This is a genomic window from Microbaculum mangrovi (genome assembly GCF_051390635.1).
Classification (GTDB): domain Bacteria; phylum Pseudomonadota; class Alphaproteobacteria; order Rhizobiales; family Tepidamorphaceae; genus Microbaculum.
Genome location: NZ_JBPODT010000003.1, coordinates 78,186 through 95,277, shown reverse-complemented (window position 1 = coordinate 95,277; position 17,092 = coordinate 78,186). Strand labels below are relative to the sequence as shown.

Annotated in this window: 16 protein-coding genes and 1 tRNA gene; 12 read left to right on the top strand and 5 right to left on the bottom strand. The window is 66.5% G+C overall.

The window, feature by feature from the left end:
• Positions 1-126: 126 nt before the first annotated feature.
• Positions 127-1,185, top strand: a complete 1,059-nt coding sequence (locus tag ACSF9G_RS13185) for a hypothetical protein (RefSeq protein ID WP_436642329.1) — start codon at positions 127-129, stop codon at positions 1,183-1,185.
• A 57-nt stretch (positions 1,186-1,242) separates the two neighbouring features.
• Here the strand turns inward: ACSF9G_RS13185 and ACSF9G_RS13180 are convergent.
• A tRNA-Arg gene (locus ACSF9G_RS13180) sits at positions 1,243-1,319 on the bottom strand.
• A gap of 218 nt (positions 1,320-1,537) precedes the next feature.
• Between ACSF9G_RS13180 and ACSF9G_RS13175 the strand changes: the two genes are divergently transcribed.
• Positions 1,538-3,619 (top strand): M3 family metallopeptidase, encoded by a 2,082-nt coding sequence (locus tag ACSF9G_RS13175; RefSeq protein WP_436642327.1) that lies wholly within the window; start codon positions 1,538-1,540, stop codon positions 3,617-3,619.
• A 101-nt stretch (positions 3,620-3,720) separates the two neighbouring features.
• Here the strand turns inward: ACSF9G_RS13175 and ACSF9G_RS13170 are convergent, their stop codons facing one another.
• The 3 genes from ACSF9G_RS13170 to ACSF9G_RS13160 form a co-directional block, all read right to left on the bottom strand.
• Positions 3,721-5,097 carry a sensor histidine kinase gene (locus ACSF9G_RS13170; protein ID WP_436643249.1) on the bottom strand — a complete coding sequence of 459 codons (1,377 nt, stop codon included), beginning with the start codon at positions 5,095-5,097 and terminating at the stop codon, positions 3,721-3,723.
• Positions 5,098-5,237: 140 nt separating this feature from the next.
• Positions 5,238-6,665, bottom strand: coding sequence for a dihydrolipoyl dehydrogenase family protein (locus ACSF9G_RS13165; RefSeq protein WP_436642325.1), 1,428 nt, complete (start codon positions 6,663-6,665; stop codon positions 5,238-5,240).
• Positions 6,666-6,715: 50 nt separating this feature from the next.
• Positions 6,716-7,582, bottom strand: a complete 867-nt coding sequence (locus ACSF9G_RS13160; RefSeq protein WP_436642323.1) for a TVP38/TMEM64 family protein — start codon at positions 7,580-7,582, stop codon at positions 6,716-6,718.
• Between the two features lie 366 nt (positions 7,583-7,948).
• Here ACSF9G_RS13160 and rpmH point away from each other — a divergent pair, with 366 nt between their 5' ends.
• From rpmH to ACSF9G_RS13115, 9 genes are all read left to right on the top strand, one after another.
• Positions 7,949-8,083, top strand: a complete 135-nt coding sequence (gene rpmH, locus ACSF9G_RS13155) for a 50S ribosomal protein L34 (RefSeq protein WP_436642321.1) — start codon at positions 7,949-7,951, stop codon at positions 8,081-8,083.
• A 23-nt stretch (positions 8,084-8,106) separates the two neighbouring features.
• Positions 8,107-8,514: a ribonuclease P protein component gene (gene rnpA, locus ACSF9G_RS13150; RefSeq protein WP_436642319.1), complete on the top strand. Its 408-nt coding sequence runs from the start codon at positions 8,107-8,109 to the stop codon at positions 8,512-8,514.
• A complete protein-coding gene (gene yidC / locus ACSF9G_RS13145) occupies positions 8,511-10,487 on the top strand; it encodes a membrane protein insertase YidC (RefSeq protein WP_436642317.1) in 1,977 nt (658 codons plus the stop codon). The genes rnpA and yidC overlap by 4 nt, the downstream gene beginning before the upstream one ends.
• A gap of 27 nt (positions 10,488-10,514) precedes the next feature.
• Complete coding sequence (gene yihA, locus ACSF9G_RS13140; protein WP_436642315.1) at positions 10,515-11,168, top strand: ribosome biogenesis GTP-binding protein YihA/YsxC; 654 nt, start codon at positions 10,515-10,517, stop codon at positions 11,166-11,168.
• Between the two features lie 77 nt (positions 11,169-11,245).
• Positions 11,246-12,142, top strand: a complete 897-nt coding sequence (gene argB / locus ACSF9G_RS13135) for an acetylglutamate kinase (RefSeq protein WP_436642313.1) — start codon at positions 11,246-11,248, stop codon at positions 12,140-12,142.
• A 338-nt stretch (positions 12,143-12,480) separates the two neighbouring features.
• A complete protein-coding gene (locus tag ACSF9G_RS13130) occupies positions 12,481-13,209 on the top strand; it encodes a pyrimidine 5'-nucleotidase (RefSeq protein WP_436642311.1) in 729 nt (242 codons plus the stop codon).
• Positions 13,210-13,264: 55 nt separating this feature from the next.
• Positions 13,265-14,110 (top strand): 2,3,4,5-tetrahydropyridine-2,6-dicarboxylate N-succinyltransferase, encoded by an 846-nt coding sequence (dapD, locus tag ACSF9G_RS13125; protein ID WP_436642309.1) that lies wholly within the window; start codon positions 13,265-13,267, stop codon positions 14,108-14,110.
• A 110-nt stretch (positions 14,111-14,220) separates the two neighbouring features.
• Positions 14,221-14,565, top strand: coding sequence for a DUF805 domain-containing protein (locus ACSF9G_RS13120; protein ID WP_436642307.1), 345 nt, complete (start codon positions 14,221-14,223; stop codon positions 14,563-14,565).
• Positions 14,566-14,692: 127 nt separating this feature from the next.
• A complete protein-coding gene (locus ACSF9G_RS13115; RefSeq protein ID WP_436642305.1) occupies positions 14,693-15,100 on the top strand; it encodes a DUF805 domain-containing protein in 408 nt (135 codons plus the stop codon).
• Between the two features lie 67 nt (positions 15,101-15,167).
• Here the strand turns inward: ACSF9G_RS13115 and ACSF9G_RS13110 are convergent, their stop codons facing one another.
• Entirely contained in the window at positions 15,168-16,364 is a 1,197-nt protein-coding gene (locus ACSF9G_RS13110) for a DNA recombination protein RmuC (RefSeq protein ID WP_436642303.1), read from the bottom strand.
• 114 nt (positions 16,365-16,478) lie between these two features.
• On the opposite strand from ACSF9G_RS13110, the gene def reads away from it, so the two are divergent.
• Positions 16,479-17,057, top strand: coding sequence for a peptide deformylase (def, locus tag ACSF9G_RS13105; protein WP_436643248.1), 579 nt, complete (start codon positions 16,479-16,481; stop codon positions 17,055-17,057).
• Positions 17,058-17,092 lie beyond the last annotated feature (35 nt).

Genomic DNA, 17,092 nt, shown 5'->3' with positions numbered 1-17,092 from the left:
CCGGCGCCCGGCGGGTTTCTACCAGATGTTGGCTTCTAGACTCGCCTCCCCCACAAGATGTATAATCTGCCGCAGCGGAATCCCGCGAGGATGACTCGCACCCTCCCTGAGGCCAAGGGAGGACATATGGAGAACATGATGCAGAAAGCGGCGAACTTATACCAGCGACCGACGGACGACGAGCTGCGAGAGCTCGAACTGGAGATCGGCGACCCTCATCATCAGCAGGGCCTCTTTATGGATATCCCGGAGGGCGCCGACGTCGTCAGGATCGTAAACATATACAGATATCCCCTCTATCCCGAGGAAAAGGCGTACTGCGCGAAGTGCAGGGCCTACCGACACCGCGACGGCTTCACGGCGGAGCTCGACAACGGCGCCCTGGTCCCCTTGGGCAGCAAGTGCGGCAGCGACCTTTACGGTGAATCGTGGAAGAACGTCGCACAGCGTTTCCACGGTGAGCTCGAAAGAAAACACTTGGTTTTGGAGTTCGACCGGCTAGGACCTCGTGTCCGACAGACTTACAGCCAGCTGTCGTCCTGGTCCTACGGCGTCGAAGCTCTCGAAGCGCTGCTCTGGGATTTCCGCCGTTACCTCCCCGACCTGTACGAGATGCTCTGTAAGGCTGCGCGTCGACCCGACCGGGCTCTCGTGTTGGAGGAGCGCGTAAGGGACCAGGCGGCCGAGCTGCGGTACTTGGAGCGCCGGGGCGAGCCGCCGCGCAGTCCTATCTATCAATCGGTGGAGAAGCCGTTCGCCACCTGGGCCGGCGCCGAGGCCTTTATAAAGTACAGTCATGCGACGTTCTACGGTCGCGCGATCACCGCTCTGAACGACGTGGTCGTGGCGAGCGAGGACACGCAGCGCTACTACTCTAAGGTCTTGAGAGAGCTAAAGGCCGGTATTGTCGACGCCGTTGAGCGCCTCACGAAGATTGCAGCCTCTCACCAGGCGATCCAGCAGTTCTTCGGCGCTGAGAACCGCAAGCGGGTCGTCGAATGGGCCAACCGCGCCCTGGGCCGCAAGCGCTACGCCTGCACGAGGGATGGCATCAAGGACCTCGAAACCGGCCAGATGATCGACCTGCCGGACAACCTCCCCGACTTGGACCTATACGCCCTGTCGAGCCTTCGGTACCTGTCCGACCCGCAGGAGCGGAAGAAGAAGCAGAACGCACCGTTTTAATCACCGTTTTTTAAGACGGTTCCGGCCTTCGCGATCGCGCTAAATGCTTTGGATTAGTGGCGCGCCGGGGAAGATTCGAACTCCCGACCCCCAGATTCGTAGTCTGGTGCTCTATCCAGCTGAGCTACCGGCGCCCTGAGGAGAGGATATCGATCCGTTTGAGGGATCGATGCTCCATCGCGCGAGGCTGTAACCAGCCTGCGCGAGCGGCATACCTAATCGCAACGCGGCGCGATTGCAAGACGATCGCGACGGCCAAAGTCGATCATCCACGCAAGATGCAGGATTGCCTCGCAGCCCCTATATGTCGGAGGTATCAGCCTCCGATCCCTCCGCGCAGCGAAAAGACCCGATGACCACGACCACGACCGAGCGCCCGAACCCGCTTCTCGCCGATTGGACGACGCCCTACGGACTGCCGCCGTTCGGCGATATCGTCGAAGCCGACTACCTGCCCGCCTTCGAAGCGGCGCTGGCGGAGCATGACGCGGAAATCGCCGCCGTCATCGCCGATCCGGCCGAACCGACGTTCAGCAACACCATCGAGGCGCTGGAGACGAGCGGGCGGCGGCTCAGGCGGATATCCTCGGTGTTCTTCAACCTGACGGGATCGCACACCAACGACGAATTGCAGGCCATCGAGCGCGAGATCGCGCCGAAGCTGACCCGGCACTACAACGCGATCTTCATGAACGAGGCGCTGTTCGCCCGGGTGCGGCGGATCGTCGACACTCAGGACGGCGCCGGCCTGACGCGCGAGCAGGCGCGCGTGTTGGAGCGCTATCACAAGGCGTTCGTGAAGAGCGGCGCCGGGCTCGACGAGACCACCAAGACGCGCATCGCCGAGATTTCCGAACGGCTGTCGAGCCTCGGCATCCAGTTCGGCCAGAACGTGCTGGCCGACGAGAAATCCTATGCCCTGGTGCTCGACGGCGAAGGCGATCTTGCCGGCCTGCCCGGATTCGTGCGCGACGCGGCGGCCCGCGCCGCCGCCGACCGGGGCCTCGAGGGAAAGCACGTCGTCACGCTGTCGCGCTCCTCGATCGAGCCGTTCCTGCAGTTCTCCGCCCGCCGCGACCTGCGCGAAACCGCGTTCAAGGCCTGGATCGCGCGCGGCGAGACCGGCGGAGACACCGACAACCGCGCGATCATCGCCGAGATGGTCAGGCTGCGGGCCGAGCGGGCACGGCTGCAGGGCCACGACTCCTTCGCCCATTTCCGGCTGGACGATTCGATGGCCGGCAGCCCGGAAGCGGCGCTCGAACTCCTGACCTCGGTGTGGAAGCCGGCCCGCGACCGGGCGCAGCGCGAGCGCGCGGCGCTGCAGGCGCTGGCGAGCGCGGAGGGCGGCAACCACGAGATCGCCGCCTGGGACTGGCGCTACTACGCCGAGAAGCTCCGGGCCGCCGACTACGACATCGACGAAGGCCGGCTGAAGCCATACCTGCAGCTCGACAAGGTGATCGAGGCCGCCTTCCACACCGCCGGGCGGCTGTTCGGTCTCACCTTTACCGAAAAGACCGGCACCGGGAGGACCGGCGTGCCGGTCTACCATCCGGACGTGCGCGTCTGGGAGGTGACCGGCAGGGACGGCGGCCATGTCGGTCTGTTCCTCGGCGACTACTTCGCCAGGTCCTCGAAGCGCTCCGGCGCCTGGATGAGCTCGTTCCGGGTGCAGCAGAAGCTCGAAGGCGACATCCGTCCGATCATCGTCAACGTGATGAACTTCTCGCGCGCGTCGGGCGACGCGCCGACGCTCCTGTCCTTCGACGACGCCCGCACCGTGTTCCACGAGTTCGGCCACGCCCTGCACGGGCTCCTGTCGGACGTCACCTATCCGATGATCTCCGGCACCGCGGTGACACGGGACTTCGTCGAATTCCCCTCGCAGCTGTTCGAGCACTGGCTGGAGCGGCCCGAAATCCTGCAGCGCTTCGCCGTCCATCACGAGACCGGCGAGCCGATGCCGGAGGATCTGCTGCAGCGGATGATGGCGGCGCGCAACTTCAACCAGGGCTTCGCCACCGTGGAATACGTTTCCTCGGCGCTGGTCGACATGAAGCTGCACATGCTGGATACGGCCGAGGACCTCGACGCGACCCGGTTCGAGGAAGCCGCGCTCGCGGAGATCGGCATGCCCGAGGCGATCGTCATGCGTCACCGCCCGACGCATTTCGCCCATATCTTCTCCGGCGACGGCTATTCGGCGGCCTACTACAGCTATCTGTGGTCGGAGGTGCTGGACGCCGACGGTTTCGACGCGTTCCTGGAGGCCGGCGATCCGTTCCATCCGGAAACCGCCCAACGCCTGCACGAGCATGTCTATTCGGCCGGAAACCGCGCCGATCCGAACGAGGCCTATCAGGCGTTCCGCGGCCGCGCGGCGACGCCGGAGGCACTACTGAAGAAACGCGGGCTGGTGGTGGAGTCCTAGGCGCCGCTACGCCTGTCACCCTCGCGCCAAGACGGTCATCGCCGGACTTGTTCCGGGCATGACAACAGGGGCAACGGGAGAGGTAACGCGACAGGCGCGCCTCATCCCGCGCTGCGCTTGTCGCCCTCGCGCGGACGCAGCTGAACGACGCGGTCCGGGATCTCCAGCGAGAACGTCGCCCCCAGTGTGCCGTCCGCGAGCCGGATCGTGCCGCCGTGGGCGCGCACCAGTTCGGCGGCGATGGCCAGCCCCAATCCGGTGCCGCCGGGCCGGGTCGAGCCCTGGAAGGCCTCGAACAGACGCTTGCGCGCCATGTCCGACACGCCCGGCCCGGTATCGGCAACCTCGATGGTCACCACCGCCCCGTCGCGGCGGGCGGAGACGCGAATCATGTCGCGGGCGGGATCGGTCTCGCCGCGTCCCTCGATCGCCTGCAACGCATTGCGGACCAGATTGACCAGCACGCGGAACAGCTGATCGGTGTCGGCGTCGACTTCGAGGCCGGACGGCACCGCATTGACGAAACGCAGTTCCGCGTTGGTATCGAGGCCTAAGGTGTCGCCGACCTCGTCGACCAGGGCGGACAGCGCGATCCGGCGCCGCTCGGGCGGGGATTCGTGCGCGGAGCCGTATTTCAACGTGTTGGTGCAGAATTCGGCGGCGCGGTCGAGGGTGCGGATCAGCTTGGGCGCCAGCCGTTTCACCAGCGGATCGTCGACGGCGCCGACGCGGTCGACGATAAGCTGGGCCGACGCCAGCATGTTGCGCAGGTCGTGGTTGATCTTGGACACGGCCAGGCCCATCGCGGCGAGCCGGTTCTTCTGGTTCAGCGTGCCGATCAGTTCCTGCTGCAGATGGGCGAGCTCGCCCTCGGCGACGCCGATCTCGTCGGCGCGGCCCGACGGCTGGATGATCCGCGCGGTATCTTCCGGATACTCGGCGAAGGCGACCATGTTCGCGGTCAGCCTGCGCATCGGCCGCACCAGCAACCAGTTGATGGCGAGATAGACCAGCGCGGCGGTGAACACCGAGATGATGATCGACAGGGTCAGGATGTTCACCGAATAGGCGATCATGGCGTCGCGCAGCGGCATCTCGTCCATGACGATCTCGATGAACTCACCGCCGGTGGGCGCGTCGCCGACGACGCGGATGGTGCGGCCGTGCGCCGAGACGAGCGTCATGAAGGACTCGTAGATCTCGTTGGAAACGCTCATCTGGCGCAGGTCGATCGTCTCCTGCACGTCCGGCGGCATGTCGGAGATGGCGAGCAGCCGGCGCGTGGTGCCGCGCTTGTGGGCGACGGTATAGGCTCCGACGTGCTCGAGCAGCTCGAGCTCCAGCGCCTTGGGCACCATGTTGTCGGGGGCGGCTTCCAGCACCAGCGCCGCCGTCTGGGCCGCATTCAGCTGGTCGTCGAGCCAGGTGCGCCGGAAATTGGCGATCGAGGGCACGTAGATCAGCACTTCGGCAATCATCACGAACAGGATCGTCAGCACCAGCAGCTTGCCGGACAAGCCCAGCCCGCGCGGACGCGAGGTCCGCGGTTCCCTTGCCTCGTCGGATTGGTTGCGAATGCTCACGGCAGCCTCTGCGCCGGCACGTTTAAGCACCTAAACTATCCGAACTTGCGCAGGAACGCGATGCTGCGCCTCACCATCGGGCTGGACAAGCTGGGCCTGTAGAATTCGATTGCGGCCCGCTTGCCGATCTCGGAAAGGGTCGGATAGGGCGAGACGAAGGCGGTCATCGCCTTGATGTCGAGCCCCTTGAGGATGGCGAGGCCCCACATCTGGATGATCTCGCCGGCCTGCGCGCCGGCGATGCCGACACCGAGGATCCTGCCGCCCTTCGTGGTCACCACCTTGACGAAGCCGTCGGTCTCCCGCTCGGCGCGGGCACGGTCGTTCTCGCCAAAGGGCCAGCGCAGCACCCGGATGCGACCGTAGCGCTCGGCGGCTTCCGCCTCGGTCATGCCGACCTGGGCAAGCTCGGGATCCGTGTAGGTCACCCGCGGGACGTGGCCGTAGGAGACCTTGGCGCCGAGCCGGAACAGGATGTTCCGCACGGCGATGCCGGCGTGATAGTTGGCGACATGGGTGAACTGGGGCCCCCGGGCCACGTCGCCGACGGCGTAGACCTTCCGGTTCGAGGAGCGCAGCTTGCGGTCGACGCGGATGCCCTTCTCGTCGGCAAAGACGCGCGCCTTCTCCAGATCGAGCCCCGCTGTGACCGCGGCGCGCCCGGTCGCGACCAGGAGATCGGACCCGTCGATCGCCTCCTTGCCGGCCTCCGTTTCGACGACAACGCGCACGCCGTTGGCGCCGCGCTTCCCGACGCGGGCGACGGTGGCCTTGTCGCGGATCCTGACGCCATCCAGCGCCAGCCGGGTCAGCACCACCTCGGCAAGCTCCGGGTCCTCCCGGCCGAGCGCCCGGTCGGCTTCCAGCACGGTGACCTCGCTGCCGAGCCGGCGGAACGACTGGGCGAGCTCCAGGCCGATCGGCCCGCCGCCGATGACGATCAGGTGGGCCGGCTTGCGGGTAACGTCGAAGATGGTCTCGTTGGTGTGGTAGTCCACCGCGTCGAGGCCGGGAATCGGCGGGACGGCCGGTTTCGAGCCGGTGGCGACGACGAAGCGGCGCGCCGCGATGCGGGTGTCGCCCGCGATCACCGTGCGCGGGTCCTCGAAACGGGCGGCCGCCTCGAGCACCGTGACGCCCATCGCCCGGAACCGCTCGACGGAATCGGTGGGGGCGATGGCGTCGATCACGTCGTGCACGTGGTCGTGGACCTTGCGGAAATTCACCTGCGGGTCGACGGCGGCGACGCCGAAGGGCGCGGCGTCGCGCATCGCCTGGGCGCGCCTGGCCGCGGCGATCAGGGCCTTCGAGGGGACGCAGCCCGTGTTCAGGCAGTCGCCGCCCATCCTGCCCTTTTCGATCAGCACGACCGGCACCCCAAAGGCCGCCGCGGCCGCGGCCACGGACAGGCCGCCCGAACCGGCGCCGATCACGCAGATATCCGGTTTGAGTACGTCAGCCATGATTGTCAGCCCCGCCGCTTCAAAGCCGTCGGATCCGGCCCGGCCTTGAATCAGCCCGCCGATCGCCGCCTCAGCACTTTCTTAGCCGCTATCGGCACCAACGCAAGGACACCGAGCGCGACGAGGGCGGCGAGCAGGCCGGGCGTAACCAGCGCGGACGGGTCGATTCCGAGTTCGCAGGCCCCGGTCGGATCGAGATTTTTTGCCGTTGCGGCAGCGACGCACGCCTCGAAGCTCTCACGCTGCGCCGCCAGAACGCTTTCAAGCCCGGCGCCGACGAAGGCGAAGGCAAAGGTGCCCGGTACGATGCCGACGGCGGTGCCGATCACGTAGGTCGACAGCGACACGCCCAGCAACGCCGGGGCGATGTTGACGAGCCAGAAGGGAAAGATCGGAACCAGCCGCAGGAACAGCAGATAGTGCATGGCATCGTCGTTGAACCCCTGCTGAAGCGCGGCCAGCCGCGGTCCGGCGCGCGCGGCGAGCGCCGAGCCGAGCGACGAGCGGGCGATCAGGAAGACGATCACCGCGCCGATGGTGGCGGCGATGACGGTGACGGTGCCGGCGAGGAGCCAGCCGAACAGGAAGCCGCCGGCAAGGGTCAGCAACAGGCCGCCGGGCAACGACAGCGCCACCACCGCGATATAGATCGCCGCGTAGATCGCCAGCGCGCCGGCGCGGTTCCCGGAAACGAAGCTGCGTAGCGCCATCTCGTGGGTAACCAGGGATTCAAGCGTCAAGTGCCGGTACCAGCCCTGCGACACCGCCACGGCCATGGCCGCCACGATCAGGGCGAGCGGCAGCCAGCGCCAGGGCGTCGCGGCCGACTCGCGGGTGCCGTCGCGCGGCGTATCGTCCGGTTCGCGTGGCACGGCTGCGATTTCGCTACGCCCCTCGGGGCGCTCTGACGTCGTCATGATCGCCTGTCTTTCGCCCGCCGCCTGACGCCATCGCGTCGGCGCCGGCCTTGTAATGCCTTGTATCCGACCCGCAAGGTAGCGAAACAAAACCGCGATTGCCTGCCTTTTCACCCGGAAGTGATGGGCCGGCAGCAAGCGTGATCACGCGTGACCCCACGTTACACGCGGCGACAAGGAACCGGCAACGAAGCACCGCGGGCGCGTTGACTTGGCCCGGCGCTGTCCCGTATAAGCCCGCTCAACTTGGCGTCGCCTTTGCGGGCCGGGGCGGTATCGGTTGTTTCGATGCCTCACCGCCTTCCGCAGGAAAACCTTCACAGGCGCGCCGCTTTCCCAATCCAGCCGAAACGTCGGAGTGCGGCAGTGAAACGGACCTATCAACCCTCCAAACTGGTGCGCAAACGGCGCCACGGTTTCCGCGCGCGGATGGCGACAAAGGCGGGCCGCCGGGTCATTACCCGTCGGCGCGCGCGCGGCCGCGCGCGCCTGTCGGCCTGACCGGCAGCGGCGCGACCTCGCCCATGCCTGGCAGCGCCAGCGCGCTTGCCGAATCGGTGGCGCCGGACGCGTCGTCGGAGCGGTTGCGTCGGCGTGCCGATTTCCTCAAGGCCGCCCGCAGCGGCCGGAAAGTGGCGATGCGCTCGCTTGTCCTGCAGGCGCGGCACCGGGGCGAAGATCAGGCTGGCGTCCGTATCGGCTTCACCGTCAGCCGCAAGGTCGGCAACGCCGTGGAGCGCAACCGGGTACGCCGGCGCCTGCGCGAAGCCGTGCGACTTCGTGCCGGCTCTTTCATGCGCGCGGGCTATGACTATGTTGTCATTGGTCGCCGCGCCGCGTTGACGACACCGTTCGCGCGTATCGTCACCGATCTCGAAACGGCTTTCCGGAAAATCCACGGAGCGCCGCCCGAAAAGGCTTCGGACCAATGATGGGTGAGAACCGGAACTATATCCTGGCGATCGCGCTCTCGCTGATCATCCTGATCGCTTGGCAGTACTTCTATGCCATCCCGCAGATGGAGAAGCAGCAGGCGCAGGAGGAACTGCGCCTGCAGCAGGCGCAGAGCCAGCAGGTCCAGACGCCCCAGGCCGGTGGCGAAGCGTCCGGCACCCGGCCCGGCGCCGCGCAGGTTCCCGGCGCCGCCCTCCCCGGCGCGGAAACGGCTCCGGCCGCGACCCGCGACGCCGCCCTGTCGCAGAGCCCGCGCATTCCCCTCGATACGCCGTCGGTCCGCGGCTCGATCGCGCTCAAGGGCGGGCGCATCGACGACGTCGTGCTCAAGGGCTATCGGGAGACGGTCGAGCCGACGAGCCCCAACATCGTGCTCCTGTCGCCGTCGGGCAGCGCCAACCCCTACTACGTCGAGTTCGGCTGGGTCGCCGAGGACAATTCCGTTGCGGTGCCCACGTCGCAGACCGTCTGGTCGGCGCCGAGCGGCGCCACGCTCGGCGTGGACAACCCGGTCACGCTGACCTGGGACAACGGCGAGGGACTGACCTTCACGCGCGAGATCGCGGTCGACGAGAACTACATGTTCACGGTCACCGATTCGGTCGAGAACGGGGGACAGGGCGCGGTCAGGCTGCTGCCCTACGGTCTCGTTTCGCGCCACGGCCGGCCGCAGACCTCCGGTTTCTTCATCCTGCACGAAGGCCTGATCGGCGTGCTCGGCGAGTACGGTCTGACCGAGATCGACTACGACGATCTCGACGATGACGGCCCGCAGAAGTTCCAGGTGACGGGCGGCTGGCTCGGCATCACCGACAAGTACTGGGCCGCGGTGCTAGTGCCGAACCAGGATAAGCCGTTCGAGGGCCGCTTCATCTCCGGCACGGCGAACGGCAAGCCGACCTATCAGGCCGATCTGCTGCGCGACCCGGTCGAGATCGCGCCCGGCGCGTCGACGACCGTGACCGAACGGGTGTTCGCCGGCGCCAAGCAGGTCAGCCTGCTCAACGGCTACCAGGAGCGGTACGGCATCGAGAAGTTCGACCTGCTGATCGACTGGGGCTGGTTCTACTTCCTGACCAAGCCGCTGTTCTACGCCATCGACTACTTCTTCAAGCTGGTCGGCAATTTCGGCGTCGCCATCCTGATCGTCACCGTGCTGGTGAAGCTGGTGTTCTTCCCGCTCGCCAACAAATCCTACGTCTCGATGAGCCGGATGAAGATCGTCCAGCCGCAGATGATGGAACTGCGCGAGCGCTACAAGGACGACAAGCTTAAGCAGCAGCAGGCGATGATGGAGCTGTACCGGACGGAGAAGATCAATCCTTTGTCCGGCTGCCTGCCGATCGTCCTGCAGATCCCGGTGTTCTTTGCGCTCTACAAGGTGCTGTTCGTCACCATCGAGATGCGGCACGCGCCGTTCTTCGGCTGGATCCAGGACCTGTCGGCGCCCGACCCGACGACGATCTTCAACCTGTTCGGCGCCATTCCGTGGGATCCGCCGCAGTTCCTGATGCTCGGCGCCTGGCCGCTGATCATGGGCATCACGATGTGGGTCCAGATGCGGCTCAACCCGCCGCCGCCCGATCCGACCCAGGCGATGATCTTCAACTGGATGCCGGTGGTCTTCACCTTCATGCTGGCGTCGTTCCCGGCCGGCCTCGTCATCTACTGGTCGTGGAACAACACGCTGTCGGTGCTGCAGCAGTACACGATCATGCGCCGCCAGGGCGCGAAGCCGGACATCTTCGGCAACGTCTTGGCCAGCTTCAGCTCCAAGAAGCGCGCGGAGCTGGCGGAGAAGGAAGCGGCCAAGCTGAAGGCCGACGCCGAGAAGCGCAAGGCCGAGGCCAAGGCCGACGCGGATGCCGGGGAACCGAAGGCGAAGCCCGCGCGCAAGAAGAAGAGCAAGGCCCAGTCCGACAAGCCGGCGGGCTCCGAGGCCGGCGAGTAACGCCGGCCCGAAACCCGGGTTCCGCCAATGACGGGGACTGACGAAGAAGACGCCGAACGGGCCGCCGCCATCGAGGCGGGCCGGCTCATGTTCGCCCGGCCCTGGGTGTTCCGCCTCGGCGTCGTCAAGCTGGACCAGCTGCCGCCGGCCGACCGCATCGAAGTGGCCTTCGCCGGCCGCTCCAACGTCGGCAAGTCGAGCCTACTGAACGCCCTGACGGGCCAGAAAGGCCTGGCGCGAACCTCCAACACGCCCGGCCGCACCCAGGAAATCAACGTCTTCGAGAGCGAGGACGCCAGCGTGCGCCTGATCGACATGCCCGGCTACGGCTACGCGCAGGCGCCGAAGGGCAAGGTCGACGCCTGGACCCGGCTGATCAAGCAGTACCTGAAGGGACGGCCGAACCTGCGGCGGGTGTTCCTGCTGATCGACGCGCGACACGGTGTCAAGGCCGTCGACGGGCGCATCATGGACCTGCTCGACGGCGCCGCCGTCTCCTACCAGGTGGTGCTGACCAAGGCCGACAAGATCGGCGCCGCGGCGCTGGACGAGGTCACGGCCAAGGTCGCTGCGACGCTTGCCAAGCGCCCGGCCGCCTTCCCGTTGATCCTGGCCACCTCCAGCGAAAAAGGCGCGGGGATCGCGGAGCTGCGGGCGGCGATCGCGGAGATGGCCGACTAGCCACCCGGATTGAGCCCGCGACGATCGTCGGATATGACGATTTCGACCTTTCGATGCCAACGGATGCTCAAGACCCGATGACCGACGACAAAATGGCCGACGCGCAGGGGCAGGCCCGCATTCTGGCCGAAGCCCTGCCCTACATGCTACGCTACGACGAACAGACGGTCGTGGTGAAATACGGCGGCCATGCCATGGGCGATCCGGAACTCGCCCGCGCCTTCGCCAAGGACATCACGCTGCTGAAGACCTCGGGCATCCACCCGATCGTCGTGCATGGCGGTGGCCCGCAGATCGGCGCGATGCTCGACAAGCTCGGCATCCAATCGGAATTCCGCGCCGGACTGCGCATCACCGACCGGGCGATGGTCGAGGTCGTCGAGATGGTCCTGGCCGGGCGCATCAACAAGGAAATCGTCCAGTCGATCAACCGCGAGGGCGGCAAGGCCATCGGCCTGTGCGGCAAGGACGGCAACCTCATGACCGTGCGCAAGGTGACGCGCACCGTGGTCGATCCCGATTCCAATATCGAGAAGGTCGTCGATCTCGGCTTCGTCGGCGAGCCCGACAAGGTCAATCCGGCGGTGTTGCAGATGGTCTCCAAGGAAGACCTGATCCCCGTCGTCGCGCCGGTCTCGCCGGGCCCCGACGGCGAGACCTACAACGTCAACGCCGATTCCTTCGCCGGGTCCGTCGCCGGCGCGCTGCACGCCAAGCGCCTGCTGTTCCTCACCGACGTCGACGGCGTGCTCGACGCGGACAAGAAGCTTATCAAGGAACTGACGGTCGACGAGGCGCGCAAGCTGATCGACAACGGCACCATCTCCGGCGGCATGATCCCCAAGGTCGAGACCTGCATCGACGCGGTGGACAAGGGCGTCGAGGGCGTCGTCATCCTAAACGGCAAGGTGCCGCACGCCGTCCTGCTGGAGCTGTTCACCGAACACGGCGCCGGCACGCTGATCACGCCGTGACGAGCACAGCGCGCACGTCCCGGAGATTGGCGAGCAAAGACCTCCGAGGCGTTAAGGTCGCGGTCTTTTCCCGCGCAGAGCGGTTCCCGCCCTGCGCGACCCCTCTCCCCATCCCTCCCCCGCCAGGGGGGAGGGGAACCTCCTGGCACCTCCGAACGCCACTCTCGATCTTCAGCGGATGCACGATATGAAGCGGTTGCTGAGCGCAGCCCCCTTGCACACGACCTCCCTCCCCCCTTGCGGGGGAGGGTCGGGGAGAGGGGTTGCCCCACGCATAGCGGCGGGCGAGGAAAAGCTTTCGCGCGGCGGCGCGGTCACCGGTAACGGGAATGTTCGCGATGTCTGAGACGCCCACCCCGGACGCCTTTTCCGGCGTCGACACCTGGATCTTCGATCTCGACAACACGTTGTATCCGCCGCATTCGAACCTGTTCGCCCAGGTCGACAAGAAGATGGGCGCGTTCATCTCGCGGCTTCTCAACGTCGACCTGATGGAGGCGAAGCGGGTCCAGAAGACGTTCTACAAGACGTACGGTACGACGCTGCGCGGACTGATGACGGAGCATGGCGTCGATCCGCACGAATTCCTCGCCTATGTCCACGAGATCGATCACTCGCCGATCGAGCCCGATCCGGCGCTGGGCGCCGCCCTCAGCCTGTTGCCCGGCCGCAAGTTCGTGCTGACCAACGGCTCGCGGGCGCATGCCGACGCGATCGTCCGGCGGCTCGGCATCGAAGAGCATTTCGAGGATCTGTTCGACATCATCGCCGCGGACTTCGAACCGAAGCCGGCGCGGCCGCCCTACGACCGGTTCGTCACCAAGTACGGCATCGACACGGGCCGATCGGCGATGTTCGAGGACCTGCCGCGCAATCTCGAGGTGCCGCATACGCTGGGCATGCGCACCGTGCTTGTCGTCGCCGCGCCCGATACGCCGCAGGAAACGCTCGCCTACCGGCAGCGCTGGGAAGTGGAGATCGGAACCGCGGCCCACATCGACCATGTCACCGACGATCTCGCCGATTTCCTGGTGAGCGTCGCCGAGACCACCACCGGGCGAGATTGACAGGGCCGCCTGCCCGAATAAGGTCCGCCGCAATCGATCACGACGGGAGAGAACCGTGGACGCCGCACGCGCCGAAGCCATTATCGAAACCGCCTGGGAAAACCGGGCCGACGTCAATCCGGAAACCACGGGCGAGGTCCGCGAGGCCGTCGAGGCGTCCCTGACCCTGCTCGACTCCGGCCAGCGCCGCGTCGCCGAGAGGCAGGGCAGCGACTGGGTCGTCAATCAGTGGCTGAAGAAGGCCGTGCTGCTGTCGTTCCGGCTGAACGACATGTCGGTCATCCCCGGCGGACCGGGCAACGCCGTGTGGTGGGACAAGGTTCCCTCGAAGTTCGACAACTGGGGTGCGGAGCACTTCAACGACGCCGGCTTCCGCGCCGTGCCGAACTGCATCGTGCGCCGGTCGGCCTATATCGCCAGGGGCGTGGTGCTGATGCCCTCCTTCGTCAATCTCGGCGCCTATGTCGACGAGGGCACCATGGTCGACACCTGGGCGACCGTCGGCTCGTGCGCGCAGATCGGCAAGAACTGCCATATCTCGGGCGGCGCCGGCATCGGCGGCGTTCTGGAGCCGCTGCAGGCCGGCCCCGTCATCATCGAGGACAACTGCTTCATCGGCGCGCGCGCCGAGGTGGCCGAGGGCGTCGTCGTGCGCGAGGGCTCGGTGCTGTCGATGGGCGTCTATCTCGGCGCGTCCACCAAGATCGTCGACCGTGCCACGGGCGAGATCGTCTACGGCGAGGTGCCGCCCTATTCCGTCGTCGTGTCCGGCACCCTGCCCTCCGACAAGCCCGCCGGCGAAAACAAGCCGAACCCGAGCCTCTACTGCGCGGTGATCGTCAAGCGGGTCGACGAGCGCACACGCTCCAAGACCTCGATCAACGAGTTGCTGCGCGACTAACCGCTTTCCCGGCGCCCGGTTTTTTTGCCGACGACGAATCGGCCCCGGTCGCTTAGCCTTTGCCGTTGCGGAAGCGGGGGACCCGCTTCCGCCGGCGAGAGGAGGCCAGCATGGACTGGAACTATCTGTTCACGAGTTTCGAGGGGCGCATCAGCCGCCAGCCGTTCTGGATCGGCGCGGTGCTCCTGTGGGTCATCAACTGGGTGGCGGCAGCGATCCTGTACGGGCTGTTCGGGGAAGGCTTCGCCAACATCCTGTTCACGATCGTCTCCCTGGTGCTGCTCTATCCCAGCCTCGCCGTCGGCGCGAAGCGCTGGCACGACCGGGACAAGTCGGCGTGGTGGCTGCTGATCGTGCTGATCCCCGTCGTCGGCGCGCTCTGGTATCTGATCGAATGCGGTTTTCTGCGCGGCACCGAAGGCGAGAACCGCTACGGACCGGATCCGCTCGCCTGAAGGGTACGTCTCCGGGACCGGACGACAAACCGCCCGGATCGCCGGGCGGCGTGTGACATGGATTGCCCCAAGCCGGGTTAATCTTATATGTCGGCGGTCGACTGTCGGTCGCGTGGAGACAAATCTTTTGGCGAACAATCCCCATATCCAGGCCCCCCGGAACACGCAGCAGGAGGCCGGGCGTGAGGCGTTCGCGTGGCTGTTCTTCAGATTTAACGGCAGGATCGGCCGTGAGGCCTACTGGCTCGCGATCGGGCTTCTGTGGAGCGTCCTGTTCGTCACCATCAGCCTGATCGTGTCCGCCGTCGGCCAGGAGGCGGCCGCCGGGCCGACCCTCATGCTGGGCCTCGCCTCGCTGTGGCTGGAGATGGCGATCCTGGTGAAACGCCAGCACGACCGGGGCCTGCCCTGGTTCTGGTGCCTGCTCGCCTTCGTTCCGGTTGTCGGGATGATCTGGATGGTGGCGGCCGGGGTGATCCCCGGTGACGAGGGGCCGAACGCCTTCGGCGACCGGCCCGACACGCCACCGAGCTGAGTTCCTAGCGACTTGGGTCCCTGGCGCCCCGAGTTTCAGCCGGCCTGAAGTCCCGTCGTTCTGACGATCACTCGCCGGCAAGCAGACGCGGGCCGGGCGGCGCCTTTTCCTCCACCGACGACGCGCCGCTGTCCTCTTCCAGGTCGAGCTGGCCGATCTTCTCGCCGCGCTTGATGATCTTGTCGGTCGAGGTGAGGATCTGCTCGATGTCGCGGCCGGCCTGGCCGTGATGCTGCTGCAGCTTCGACACGCGCTCCTGCAGGCGGCGCACGTCGTCGGAGAGATGCGTCACTTCCTTGTGGATCAGATGGGCCTGCTCGCGCATCCGCGCGTCGCGCAGGATCGACTGCATCACCTGGATCGACAGCATCAGCATCGACGGGCCGACGACGATGATGCGGGCGCGGTGGGCCTTCTGGACGACGTCCTCGAAATGCTCGTGCAGGTCGGCGTAGATCGATTCGGAGGGCACGAACATGATCGCCAGATCCTGGGTCTCGCCCGGGATGAAATAGCGCTCGCGGATATCGGTGACGTGCTTGAGAAAATCGGTACGCAGGCGCTGCGCGGCGATCTTGCGGGCATCCTCGATCTCCGCCTCCCGGAATGCGCCGAACGCCTCCAGCGGAAACTTGGCGTCGATGACCAGCACGGCCTCGGTATTGGGAAAGCGGACGATGCAGTCCGGACGCCGGTTGTTCGACAGCGTCCACTGGAACTCGTAGGAGCCGGCCGGCAGACCGTCGCGGACGATCGCTTCCATCCGGCCCTGGCCGAAGGCGCCACGGGTCTGCTTGTTGGCGAGGATCTGGTTGAGGCCGACGACCTCCTTCGACAACTCGGTGATGTTCTTCTGCGCCCGGTCGATGACGGCGAGCCGCTCGTTCAGCTTCGACAGGCTGTCGTGGGTGGCCCGCGTCTGGGTCTCGACCGACTGGCCGAGCCGCTGGCCGAACTTGTCGAGGCGCTCGTTGAGGCCGCGCGCCAGATCGGCATGACGGGTTCCGAACACCTCGGCCATGGTCTGCATGCGGCCGGTCAGTTCGGCCTGGGTGCGGCTCATGTCCGCCTGGGCGCGGGCCATCTCGGCGAGCTGGCGCTCGGCCTCCTGGCGGCGGCGCACCTCCTCGGCATCCGGCCGGCGCGACCGGAAGACGCCGATCAGAATCAGCAGCAGAACCACGAAAAGCAGCGCGGCGCCGGCGAGAGCGCCCTCGCCGACGGTGAACAGGCGACCCGAGATTTCGACAAGCGGCTGATCCATGCCACCAAGTCTAGTCGATTCTTCCGGCATTGCGAGATCAAAACGCGAACATTCCTTGACGCGCGGCCAATGCGCCGCGTTGACCCGGGCCGGGCTTTCTCCTATCTGAGCGCCATGACAATTCGCGACATCGTCTACATTCCCGATCCCGTCCTGCGCCAGGTCTGCGAGCCCGTCCCGGCGGTCGACGACGACGTGCACGCGCTTCTGGACGACATGCTGGAGACCATGTACGAGGCGCCCGGCATTGGTCTCGCCGCCTGCCAGATCGGCGTCCTGAAACGCATCGTCGTCATCGACGTGTCGAAGGAAGACGACCCGAAGGCACCGATCTGCCTTATCAATCCGGAAATCATCTGGACCTCGGAAGAAACCTCGACCTACGAGGAGGGCTGCCTGTCGATCCCCGACTATTACGAGGAGGTCGAACGGCCGGCCGCCTGCACCGTCCGGTTCTTGGACCGCGACGGCAAGGAACAGGAGCTCGCCTGCGAAGGGCTGCTGGCGACCTGCGTGCAGCACGAGGTCGATCACCTCAACGGCGTCCTGTTCATCGATCACATCTCCAAGCTGAAGCGCGACCGGGTGGTCAAGAAGTTCACCAAGGCCGCCAGGCGCGGCGAGGTGCCCGAGTTCAAGCGCCGCCGCGCCGCCGATCCCACCGGGGACAGCGAGCAGCCGGCGGCCGAATGAGCCCCGGGCGCGACCGTCCCGCCCCGCGACCAGGA

Bases quoted from the DNA above. Each gene is read 5' to 3' on its own strand.
- ACSF9G_RS13185 (WP_436642329.1), top strand. From the start codon at position 127: ATGGAGAACATGATGCAGAAAGCGGCGAACTTATACCAGCGACCGACG.
- ACSF9G_RS13175 (WP_436642327.1), top strand. From the start codon at position 1,538: ATGACCACGACCACGACCGAGCGCCCGAACCCGCTTCTCGCCGATTGG.
- ACSF9G_RS13170 (WP_436643249.1), bottom strand. From the start codon at position 5,097: ATGATTGCCGAAGTGCTGATCTACGTGCCCTCGATCGCCAATTTCCGG.
- ACSF9G_RS13165 (WP_436642325.1), bottom strand. From the start codon at position 6,665: ATGGCTGACGTACTCAAACCGGATATCTGCGTGATCGGCGCCGGTTCG.
- ACSF9G_RS13160 (WP_436642323.1), bottom strand. From the start codon at position 7,582: ATGACGACGTCAGAGCGCCCCGAGGGGCGTAGCGAAATCGCAGCCGTG.
- rnpA (WP_436642319.1), top strand. From the start codon at position 8,107: ATGCCTGGCAGCGCCAGCGCGCTTGCCGAATCGGTGGCGCCGGACGCG.
- yidC (WP_436642317.1), top strand. From the start codon at position 8,511: ATGATGGGTGAGAACCGGAACTATATCCTGGCGATCGCGCTCTCGCTG.
- yihA (WP_436642315.1), top strand. From the start codon at position 10,515: ATGACGGGGACTGACGAAGAAGACGCCGAACGGGCCGCCGCCATCGAG.
- argB (WP_436642313.1), top strand. From the start codon at position 11,246: ATGACCGACGACAAAATGGCCGACGCGCAGGGGCAGGCCCGCATTCTG.
- ACSF9G_RS13130 (WP_436642311.1), top strand. From the start codon at position 12,481: ATGTCTGAGACGCCCACCCCGGACGCCTTTTCCGGCGTCGACACCTGG.
- ACSF9G_RS13120 (WP_436642307.1), top strand. From the start codon at position 14,221: ATGGACTGGAACTATCTGTTCACGAGTTTCGAGGGGCGCATCAGCCGC.
- ACSF9G_RS13110 (WP_436642303.1), bottom strand. From the start codon at position 16,364: ATGGATCAGCCGCTTGTCGAAATCTCGGGTCGCCTGTTCACCGTCGGC.
- def (WP_436643248.1), top strand. From the start codon at position 16,479: ATGACAATTCGCGACATCGTCTACATTCCCGATCCCGTCCTGCGCCAG.